The sequence below is a fragment of the Lysobacter zhanggongensis genome (assembly GCF_046638635.1).
Lineage (GTDB): Bacteria > Pseudomonadota > Gammaproteobacteria > Xanthomonadales > Xanthomonadaceae > Novilysobacter > Novilysobacter luteus.
In genome coordinates this window covers 1-10,147 of record NZ_JBJXHK010000071.1, presented here as the reverse complement: position 1 = coordinate 10,147, position 10,147 = coordinate 1, and the positions used below count along the sequence as shown (strand labels likewise).

At 70.6% G+C, this 10,147-nt stretch carries 8 protein-coding genes and 1 pseudogene; 5 read left to right on the top strand and 4 right to left on the bottom strand.

The features are described 5' to 3' along the window. The 4 genes and pseudogenes from ACKVMH_RS10890 to thiC form a co-directional block, all read right to left on the bottom strand. Positions 1–398: pseudogene (locus ACKVMH_RS10890) on the bottom strand (AraC family transcriptional regulator); the annotation flags it as partial. 143 nt (positions 399–541) lie between these two features. Further along, on the bottom strand, positions 542–2,182 hold the full coding sequence (locus ACKVMH_RS10885) for a transcriptional regulator (protein ID WP_412700297.1): 1,641 nt from the start codon (positions 2,180–2,182) through the stop codon (positions 542–544). Between the two features lie 53 nt (positions 2,183–2,235). After that, positions 2,236–3,093, bottom strand: coding sequence for a winged helix-turn-helix domain-containing protein (locus ACKVMH_RS10880; RefSeq protein WP_412700296.1), 858 nt, complete (start codon positions 3,091–3,093; stop codon positions 2,236–2,238). 75 nt (positions 3,094–3,168) lie between these two features. Next, positions 3,169–5,046 (bottom strand): phosphomethylpyrimidine synthase ThiC, encoded by a 1,878-nt coding sequence (gene thiC / locus ACKVMH_RS10875; RefSeq protein ID WP_412700295.1) that lies wholly within the window; start codon positions 5,044–5,046, stop codon positions 3,169–3,171. A gap of 259 nt (positions 5,047–5,305) precedes the next feature. Here thiC and ACKVMH_RS10870 point away from each other — a divergent pair, with 259 nt between their 5' ends. The 5 genes from ACKVMH_RS10870 to ACKVMH_RS10850 form a co-directional block, all read left to right on the top strand. Further along, the gene (locus tag ACKVMH_RS10870) at positions 5,306–6,277 is read left to right on the top strand and encodes a homoserine kinase (protein WP_412700294.1); all 972 of its coding nucleotides are present in this window, start codon (positions 5,306–5,308) and stop codon (positions 6,275–6,277) included. Between the two features lie 19 nt (positions 6,278–6,296). Then, on the top strand, positions 6,297–6,992 hold the full coding sequence (locus tag ACKVMH_RS10865) for a hypothetical protein (RefSeq protein WP_412700293.1): 696 nt from the start codon (positions 6,297–6,299) through the stop codon (positions 6,990–6,992). 87 nt (positions 6,993–7,079) lie between these two features. Continuing rightward, positions 7,080–8,132: an extracellular solute-binding protein gene (locus ACKVMH_RS10860; protein ID WP_412700292.1), complete on the top strand. Its 1,053-nt coding sequence runs from the start codon at positions 7,080–7,082 to the stop codon at positions 8,130–8,132. 28 nt (positions 8,133–8,160) lie between these two features. Next, a complete protein-coding gene (locus ACKVMH_RS10855) occupies positions 8,161–9,750 on the top strand; it encodes an ABC transporter permease (RefSeq protein WP_412700291.1) in 1,590 nt (529 codons plus the stop codon). Then, positions 9,740–10,147, top strand: a 408-nt coding sequence (locus ACKVMH_RS10850) for an ATP-binding cassette domain-containing protein (protein WP_412700290.1), incomplete at its 3' end; no start/stop codon positions are given. The genes ACKVMH_RS10855 and ACKVMH_RS10850, both read left to right, overlap by 11 nt.

The window sequence follows — 10,147 nt, the reverse complement described above, 5'->3', positions numbered from 1 at the left end:
CGCGGCCGGGCCCCGCGCCAGAGGCGGGCGAACACGCGCGCGTCGCGGTGGTCGACCCGGCCGCGGCCGGAGAACAGGGTCATCTCGGCCAGTCGCGCCAGGGTCTTCTGGGCGTCGGCGCCTAGCGCCAGGCCCAGGCACAAGCCGTGCCGGTCGGTCTGGATCTCCGGGCGGGAGTCCCGCTCGAAGGCGATCCAGTCACCGCGCTTCAGGTGGAACCGGCCCTCGCGGGAGTCCACCCAGGAGCTGCCGCGCAGCTGCACCCAAATGCTGAACTGGTGCGGCGACGCCTGCGCGCTGCCCAGCCGGGAGACGCCGATACAACGCGTCTGGTGTTCGTGGTCGGTATTGTCGAGCTGCAGCAGCTGGCCGCGATCGGCCCAGAGGATCTTGTCCATTACCCACACCCATTGCCAGGAGTTGGTGAATGGATGTGCCGGATCCGGCGGCTTGCATCAGGAAAGATCGCGGAGACTTGCACGAAATCGCCACGAAAGCCGTGGCGAAAGAATTACGAAGGGAGTTTTCCCAATCCCATCAATTACTTGACGACGCCGGGCCACATCGTTTCGGGCGGCGATTCGTAGCTGGCGAAGCCGATGTCGCCGATGTCGTACTCCACCATCGTGACGTAGATCTCATTGGTGCGCGGGTTGATGCTCATGCCGTAGGTGGCCGCACGCATCGTCGTGTCGAGGCAGCGCGAGCGGCCGCCGGCGTCGGTCGCGCCGCGATATTCGAGCAGGGCGGCGCAGTGGGAGCGTCGTGCAATGCCGAGCACGCTGCCGTCGGGAGCAACCGCCCAGGCGCGGTAGTTGGTGACGGTCGGGAACTCCGGGTCCAGCTGGCGGACGCTGGCCGGCGTCAGAGCGAGGTCGGCCTCCCACAGGCCCGGCTCACCCGGGCGGGTGAATACCACCCGCCCGCGCGCTGCATCGACCTGCACCCGTGATACCAGCGGCAACGTGGCATCGCGTGTCCACTGGCCGGCGTCGTCCCGGACGAACGCCTCCAGTCCGGTCCGGCCTTGCTGGTCAGCCGCGACCAGCAGTATCCGGCCCTGTCCGGCGGCGGTATCGGGGGCATGCAGCACCTGCACCGGATCCGCTACCGGCAATGACAGGCGGGTGATGCGGCCACTGGCCGGCGTGATCTCGTAGACCCCGTGGCCGCGGTCTTCGCCCGTGGTGGCGCGCCCCACCAGCAGCAGGCGCTCGCTGTCGGGTGACCAGGACGGCAGGTGCCGCGATCCCGGCTCGACCCCGTCCAGCAGCACCGGTGCAGACCCGCTCCGCTCCAGGTCCCCAAGCCAGAGGCGGTACCGGCCGGAGCGGTCCGAGGCGAACGCCAGCCGGCGGCCATCCGGGGAAAGCGCGGCCAGGCGGTCGCGCCCCGAGGACGTGTACAGCCGTTCGGAACCGTCGCTGGTGCCCGGGCCCGAGCCGTCGAACCGGTACAGCCCGAAGCGGGTCGCGCGGTGGACGAAGGCGATCGCCGGGACCTTGGCGGCGACGGCCGGGTCCTGGGCGTCGGCGATGCCGAGGTCGGTCCGCACGCCCGTCTCGAGGTCCAGCCGGAACAGGCGCGAGCCGGCCTCGTCGTTGTTCTCGGCGTAGATCAGCGCGCGACCACTGGGTGCCCAGTCCCAGCCCAGGATCTGGGTGTTGAGCCAGGTGAGCCGCTCGGCGACGCCGCCGGTGGCCGGGATGCGCCAGAAGTCGCCGACCGGCGTGTTGCGCACGAACACGATCCAGCGGCCGTCAGGCGAGTAATGGGGCGCGAAATCGTGGTTCTGCGGTGTCGCGTCGTACTCGATGTCGCGCGGCTCGCCACTTTCCAGGTCCAGCACGAACAGCCCGGGGCGGTCGTGGAACACGCCGTGACCGCCGAACACCAGGCCGCGCCCGTCGGGGGTCCAGTCGAAGGTGGGCACGTGGCGTTCGTCGCAGCGCCCCACCACCCGTTCGCCGCCGCCACCGGCGAGCACCACGAGCACCTGGCAGCTCTGCTCGGGCACCACGCGCAGGAACGCGATCGTGCGCCCGTCGGGCGACCAGGCTGGGGAGAAGTCGTCGGCCCCTCCGGTGGGACGGGTCAGCTGGCGCGGCGCGGTCGGCGCGGTCGTCTGGATCATGATCGCGACGTTGCGCTGGCCGTCCGGCACCGCCACGTAGGCCACCATCGAACCGTCGGGGTTCAGGCTCGGCCCAAGCTCGAAGCCCGGCGAGGAGGTGATCAGGCGCGTGTCGATCGACAGCGGATCCTCGGCCGCTTTGCTGTTCGAGGACGTCGGCTCGGGCGACGGCANATCATGATCGCGACGTTGCGCTGGCCGTCCGGCACCGCCACGTAGGCCACCATCGAACCGTCGGGGTTCAGGCTCGGCCCAAGCTCGAAGCCCGGCGAGGAGGTGATCAGGCGCGTGTCGATCGACAGCGGATCCTCGGCCGCTTTGCTGTTCGAGGACGTCGGCTCGGGCGACGGCACCGGGCGGTACCACCAGACCAGGAAGACCGCGAGCAGCAGCGCGACGGCCACCGCCGCGGCGATGGTGCCCCAGCCGCCGCGGATGCCGTCGCCACGCCCGCTGGCGGGCGATGCCACGGGCGTTGGGGCGGCTCCAGTTGCCGGCGCCGGCGCGGCCGTGGGCACCGCCTCCATGGGCCCTGCCCCGGCGACTTGCCGTCCACCTGCAGCGCTCGCGTCGACAGCCGGCATCCCGGCGCCACCATGGTCCTGGTGCGGCAGCCATTCGACCGGCGCCAACAGGCGGTAGCCGCTCTTGGCGATCGTCTCGATATAGGGCTGGCCACCGGCATCGCGGGCAGGCTCGAAGGCCTTGCGCAACTGGGTGATTGCCTGGGTGACGACGTCGTTGGTCGGCAGCGTGTCGGGCCACACGGCCGCCAGCAACGCATCACGGCCGACCACGCGCCCGGCATTGTCGACCAGCGCGAGTAGCACCCCCATCGACTTGGGGGTGATGCGCCGCGGCCGTCGCGCGCCGGGCGCGTGCACCTCGCGCAGCGGCACGTCGACGACGCAATCGCCGATTCGCAGTCGATCCGATGGCAGGGGCAGGGGGGTCGGCATGAAGCCGGCAATTATCACGGTCCCGTCATGAACTGCCCATGTGCCAATGGACGTGCCCGCGAAGTGCCCCCCGGGTCACGCCTTGCGGTAAACCTCCGCACCGGCCGCGCGGAACTCCGCCGCCTTCTCCGCCATGCCCTCGACCAACGCCGCCTGCTCGTCGAGCCCGTTCTCGGCCGCGTAGTCGCGTACGTCCTGGGTGATGCGCATTGAGCAGAAGTGCGGGCCGCACATCGAACAGAAGTGCGCCGACTTGTGGGCGTCCTTCGGCAGGGTCTCGTCGTGGTATTCCATTGCCCGCTCGGGATCGAGGCCGAGGTTGAACTGGTCCTCCCAGCGGAACTCGAACCGGGCCTTGCTGAGCGCGTTGTCGCGGGCCTGCGCGCCCGGATGGCCCTTGGCCAGGTCGGCCGCGTGGGCGGCGATCCGGTACGCCATCAGGCCCTCGCGCACGTCGTGCTTGTTCGGCAGGCCGAGATGCTCCTTGGGCGTCACGTAGCAGAGCATCGCGCAGCCGTACCAGCCGATCATCGCCGCGCCGATCGCGCTGGTGATGTGGTCGTAGCCGGGGGCGATGTCGGTGGTCAGCGGGCCAAGGGTGTAGAACGGTGCCTCGCCGCACACCTCCAGTTGCTTGTCCATGTTCTCCTTGATCAGCTGCATCGGCACGTGGCCGGGGCCCTCGATCATGGTCTGGATGTCATGCTTCCAGGCAATTTTGGTCAGCTCGCCAAGGGTTTCGAGCTCGCCGAACTGGGCGGCGTCGTTGGCATCGGCGATGCTGCCCGGGCGCAGGCCGTCGCCAAGGCTGAAGGCCACGTCGTAGGCCTTCATGATTTCGCATATGTCCTCGAAGTGCTCGTAGAGGAAGCTCTCGCGGTGGTGCGCCAGGCACCACTTGGCCATGATCGAACCGCCGCGACTGACGATGCCGGTGACGCGCTTGGCGGTCAGCGGCACGTAGCGCAGCAGCACGCCGGCGTGGATCGTGAAGTAGTCCACGCCCTGCTCCGCCTGCTCGATGAGCGTGTCGCGGAAGATCTCCCAGGTCAGCTCCTCGGCACGGCCGTCGACCTTCTCCAGCGCCTGGTAGATCGGCACCGTGCCGATCGGGACCGGCGAGTTGCGGATGATCCACTCGCGCGTCTCGTGGATGTGCTTGCCGGTCGACAGGTCCATCACCGTGTCGGCGCCCCAGCGGATCGACCACACCAGCTTCTCGACCTCCTCGGCGATGCCCGACGACACCGCGCTGTTGCCGATGTTGGCGTTGACCTTGGTGAGGAAGTTGCGGCCGATGATCATCGGCTCGCTTTCGGGGTGGTTGATGTTGTTGGGGATGATCGCGCGGCCGCGGGCGACCTCGTCACGGACGAACTCCGGGGTGATGAGCTTCGGGATGCTTGCGCCGAAGGATTCGCCCGGGTGCTGGCGCAGCAGGTGCGCCTCACGGATCGCGTCGATGCGCTGGTTCTCGCGGATCGCGATGAACTCCATCTCCGGCGTGACGATGCCGCGGCGCGCGTAATGCATCTGGGTCACGTTGGTACCGGCCAGCGCGCGGCGCGGCAGTGGACGATTGCCGAAACGGACCGCGTCCAGCCGTGCGTCGTGCTCCCGCTGGCGTCCGAACTCCGACGACAGGCCGGGCAGCGCCTCGGTGTCGCCACGCTCCTGGATCCAGCCGGCGCGCGGCGGCGACAGCCCGCGGGCCAGGTCGATCCGCGCGTTGGCATCGGTGTAGGCGCCGGAGGTGTCGTAGACCGCGAGCGCGGCGTTCTCCTCGCCGCCGAAGATGGTCGGCGTGCGCGCCAGTTCGATCTCGCGCATCGGTACGCGCAGGTCGGCGCGCGAGCCGGTGACGAAGATCTTGTGCGAGCCCGGGATCGGGCGCACGACGTCGGCCGACAGTTGCTCGGCCTGTTGCTGCAGCGGAGAGGGAATGGCATTCATGGCGTTCGTCCTGTGGCGGCGTGGACGAAGCGGCGGCGCACGGCCACGGCGGGGCCGGGACCGGCGAAGCTCCCTACGGCGGCTGGGGTCGACGGCATCGCCGACCTTGCCCGCATCAGGTTCGAAGGGTCTGTCTCAACCGGGCTGGTGTGCCCGGTACCCCCGCTTCAGCGCGCATTTGACCATGCGTTCCGCCGCACGGCCAGTTGCGGCCGATAATGGGCGGACGGCCGCACGGTGCGGCTCCTGGGGAGGCGCGGTGGCGGGCTTGATCGGCGGGGAGCGCAACCGGGCCACGGCGACGGCCTTCGCGCCGGCCGGCATCGGCAACATCGGGGTAGGCTTCGACCTGCTCGGCCACACCATCCGCGGCCCCGGCGACCGCGCGACGGTCCGTCGCATCGACGCGCCCTGCGTGCGCATTGCCGCGATCGAGGGCGACGCCAAGGGTGCCGGCCTCTTGCCGACCGCGGCCGAACTCAACACCGCCGGGCGCGCGCTCATCGAACTGCGTGAACGCCACCGGGTCGGCCACGGCTTCGAACTGGTCCTGCACAAGGGCATCGCGCTGGGTTCTGGCCTGGGCGGGTCGGCGGCGTCGTGCGTTGCTGCGCTGGTCGCGGCCAATGCACTGCTCGACCAGCCCCTCTCGCGTGACCAGCTGTATCCGCTCGCGCTGGTGGGTGAAGCCGTTGCGAGCGGCAGCCCGGCCGGCGACAACGTCGGGCCGATGCTGTTCGGCGGGATCGTATTGGCCACCGCCGAGCGCGTGGTGCGCTTGCCGGCGCCGGCGCTGTATTGCGCGGCGGTCCATCCCGACCACGTGGTCGAGACCCGGTTCGCCCGCGACGCGCTGGCGGCGCCGTACGCGATCGGCGAGTTCGTCCGGCAGAGTGAATGCCTGGCGCTGTTCCTCGCCGGCCTGTACCGCGGCGATCACGCGCTGGTCGCGGCGGGGCTGCGCGACGTGCTGGTCGAGCCGCGCCGCGCGCACCTGATCCCCGGCTTCGCCGCCGTCAAGCAGGCGGCGCTGGCCCACGGCGCGCTGGGTGCGAGCATCTCCGGGGCGGGCCCGAGCGTGTTCGGCTGGTTTGTCGACGTCGCCACCGCGAATTCCGGCGCGGCGGCGATGCAGGCCGCGTTCGCCGATGCCGGCCTCGCCAGCCGGGCGTGGGTGTCGCCGGTGGACGGGCCCCGCGCGGAACTGGTGCCTGCTGGCAGTGCCCCGTGATTGCGGGTAGCGTCCGGGCATGGACAAAACCCTGAACGCGCCCCGCGCCCTGCTCGCCGCGACACTTGCCGTCGCCCTCTCCGCCTGTTCGCCGAATCCGGCCGCTCCGGACCCCGCCGGCAGCACCGCCAGCGCCGATGCCTCCCCGGACGCCCCGGCGGCGACCGCCCAGGACGCCTTCCTCGACCGGCTGGGCGCCCTGTGTGGCCAGGCCTTCGCCGGCACCATCGCGGCCAATGAACCGCCGAGCACCACCCCGGACGCGTTCGAGGGCAAGCCGCTCGTGATGCACGTGCGCGAATGCAGCGACGCGGAGATCCGCATCCCCTTCCACGTCGGCGACGACCGGTCGCGCACCTGGGTGGTCACCCGCACCGACGACGGCTTGCGGCTGAAACACGACCATCGCCACGAGGACGGCAGCGACGACGCCGTCACGATGTACGGCGGTGACACGGCCGACACCGGCAGCGCCGGCCGCCAGGAGTTCCCGGTGGACGGGTTCTCGCGCGAAATGTTCAGCCGTGAGGGCATGGAGGTGTCCAACGCCAACGTCTGGGCGATCGAGGTCGAGCCCGGGGAGCAGTTCGTGTACGAACTGGCCCGGCCGGGCAGCCCGCGCCTGTTCCGCGTCGCGTTCGACCTGACCCGGCCGGTGACCCTGCCGCCCGCGCCCTGGGGCGCCGACAGCGCGCCCGCCCCGGCCGCCGACTGAGCCCACCGGCAGCGGCCAGACCGGGTAACGGCACGCGGGCGCGACATCGAAGACAATAGCGATTCTCATTCAGACCCGGGAATGCCCATGCGTCCGTTGCTGCTGTCCTCCGCCGTGCTGGTCTCCCTCGCCGCCTGCTCCAGCCAGGAACCCGCCACGCCGACCGACGCGTCGGCCCCCGACGCCGCTGCCGCTGCCCCGGCCGAGCTGGTCGTCTACACCTCGCGCAACGAGCAGCTGGTCAAGCCGCTGTTCGACCGCTACACCGAAGAGACCGGCGTCAAGGTCACCTACCTCACCGACAAGGCGCCGCCGCTGATGGAGCGCCTGAAAGCCGAGGGCAGCCGCACCCCGGCCGACGTGTTCATCACCGTCGACGCCGGCAACCTCTGGCAGGCGGCCAACCTGGACCTGCTGCAGCCGATCGAGTCGCCGGTGCTGGAGGCCAACATCCCCGACAACCTGCAGGACCCGGACAACCGCTGGTTCGGCCTGTCGGTGCGCGCCCGCACGATCATCCACAACCCCGCGCGCGCACCGGCCGACACGCTCTCGACCTACGAGGCCCTGGCCGGGCCGGAATGGAAGGGCCGGCTGTGCCTGCGCACCAGCGGCGCCGTCTACAACCAGAGCCTGGTGGCCACCATGATGGCCACCCTCGGCGCGGAAGAGACCGAGCGCGTGGTCCGCGGCTGGGTCGACAACCTCGCGACCGCGCCGATGGCCAACGACAACGCGGTGATCGAGGCGATTGCCGCGGGCCGCTGCGACGTGGGCATCACCAACACCTATTACCTGGGCCGGGCGTTGAAGCAGGATGCGGAACTGCCGGTCACGGTGTTCTGGCCGAACCAGGCCGACGGCGGGCGCGGCGTGCACGTCAACGTGTCCGGCGCGGGCGTGGTCAAGCATTCCGACCAGCCCGAGGCCGCGCAGGCGTTCATCGAGTGGCTGTCGGGCGGCACCGCGCAGGAGCTGTTCGCCGGTGAAAACCTGGAGTACCCGGCCAACCCCGGGATCCCGATGGCCGACCTGATCAAGGGCTGGGGCGAGTACCGCGCTGATCTGATCAACGTCTCCCAGGCCGGCGCGATGCAGGCCGAGGCGGTCAAGCTGATGGACCGTGCCGGCTACCGCTGAGACCACGCCGCATCCCCGCCGGTGGAACGTGCACGCCGGCAGGCAGTGGCCCGGCGCCTGGACGTGGCTGGCGGTCGCTCTGACGCTACCGGCGCTGGTGCCGCTTGTGGCGACATTGGCCGCCCTGCTCCGCCCCGACCCGGCCACCCTGGGCCACCTGTGGCAGTACGTGCTGCCGCAGGTGGCCGGCAATACCTTCTGGCTTCTGCTCGGCGTGGGCGCAGGCACGGCCGTGCTGGGCACGGCGCTGGCGGCGCTGGTCGCGCTGTGTGAGTTCCCCGGGCGACGGGTGTTCGCCTGGCTGCTGGTGCTGCCACTGGCGTTGCCCGGCTACGTGCTCGCGGTCGCTTTCATCGGCCTGTTCGACTACAGCGCACCGCTGGCGGGATGGGTGCGCGACAGCGTCGGCTGGGAGCTGCCCGAGATCCGTTCGCGCGGCGGCCTGGTCGCGGTGATGACGCTGGCGCTGTACCCGTATGTCTACCTGGTCGCCCGCGAGGCTTTCGCCACCCAGGGAGCGCGCGCGCTCGAGGCCGCGCGTGCGCTGGGCATGGGTCCGTGGCGTGCGTTCCGGCAGGCAAGCCTGCCGCTGGCGCGGCCGTGGATCGCCGGCGGCACGTTGCTGGTGCTGATGGAAACGTTGGCCGATTTCGGTGCGGTCTCCGCCTTCAACTACGACACCTTCACCACCGCGATCTACAAGGCGTGGTTCGCGCTGTTTTCCACCGACACCGCGCTGCAGATCGCCGCGGTCATGCTGCTGGTCGTGCTGGCGCTGGTCGGGCTGGAAGCCGTGTCGCGCCGCCGCCAGTCGTTCGCCTCGGTCGGCCATCCCGGTGCGACCCGGTTGCCGCTGGGCAAACGCGGCTGGTGGGCGAGCGCGCTGTGTGCGCTGGTGGTCGGCGTTGCGCTGCTGTTGCCGCTGGCGCAGCTCGCATGGGACGGCGCCCGGCACTTCGCCGACCTCGACGCACGCTACCTCGCCAGCATCCGCAATGCGCTGTCGCTGGCCGCCATGGCGGCGGTGCTGACCACGGTCGCCGCCTTCGTCATTGCTCTGGCCGCGCGCGAGCAGCCGGGACTGTTGACCGGCACGGTCACCCGCATCACCACCCTGGGTTACGGGTTGCCGGGCGCGCTGCTCGCGATCGGGCTGTACGTGCCGGTCGCGATGTTCTCGACCTGGCTGTTCGAGCGCCACGGGTGGGAGCTGGTGCTGGAAGGGGGACTGGTGCTGTTGCTGGTGGCCTACGGCATCCGCTTCCTGGCCGTGGCGCATGCGCCGGTGGCCGGTGGCCTGCTGCGGATCCGGCCCAGCCTGCTGGAGGCCAGCCGCGTGCTCGGCGTGACCGGCACACGCCAGCTGCGGCTGGTCCACTGGCCGCTGCTGCGCGGCAGTTTCGCCACCGCCGCGCTGCTGGTGTTCGTCGACACGATGAAGGAAATGCCGATCACCCTGATGATGCGTCCGTTCGGCTGGGACACGCTGGCCACGCGGGTGTTCGAGATGACCAACGAAGGCGAGTACGCACGCGCCGCCCTGCCCTCGCTGGCCATTGCACTGGTCGGCCTGGTTCCGGTGATCGCGCTGACACGACGGAGACGCGATGCGACTTGAGATTGACAACGCGACGGTCGGCTACGGCGGCCGGGTGGTACTGGCCGATGCCAGCCTGACACTGGAGGACGGCGAGATCGGTTGCCTGCTCGGTCCGTCCGGCGCCGGCAAGACCACCCTGCTGCGGGCGGTCGCAGGCTTCGAGCGGTTGATGGGCGGTCGCATCCGCGCCGACGGCGAACTGCTGGTCGGTGACGGCGTGCACCTGCCACCGGAACAGCGCCGCCTCGGCATGGTGTTCCAGGACCACGCGCTGCTGCCGCACCTGAGCGTGCTCGACAACGTCCGCTTCGGCCTGTTCCGCTGGCCGCGGGCCAGGGCGCTGGCGCGTGCGCGCGAAGTGCTGGAGCTGGTCGGCCTGGTCGACGCCGCCGACCGCCAGCCGCACCGGCTCTCC

Coding starts and splice junctions, on each gene's coding strand:
- ACKVMH_RS10860 (WP_412700292.1), top strand. CDS start 7,080: ATGCGTCCGTTGCTGCTGTCCTCCGCCGTGCTGGTCTCCCTCGCCGCC.
- thiC (WP_412700295.1), bottom strand. CDS start 5,046: ATGAATGCCATTCCCTCTCCGCTGCAGCAACAGGCCGAGCAACTGTCG.
- ACKVMH_RS10885 (WP_412700297.1), bottom strand. CDS start 2,182: ATGGTGGCCTACGTGGCGGTGCCGGACGGCCAGCGCAACGTCGCGATC.
- ACKVMH_RS10865 (WP_412700293.1), top strand. CDS start 6,297: ATGGACAAAACCCTGAACGCGCCCCGCGCCCTGCTCGCCGCGACACTT.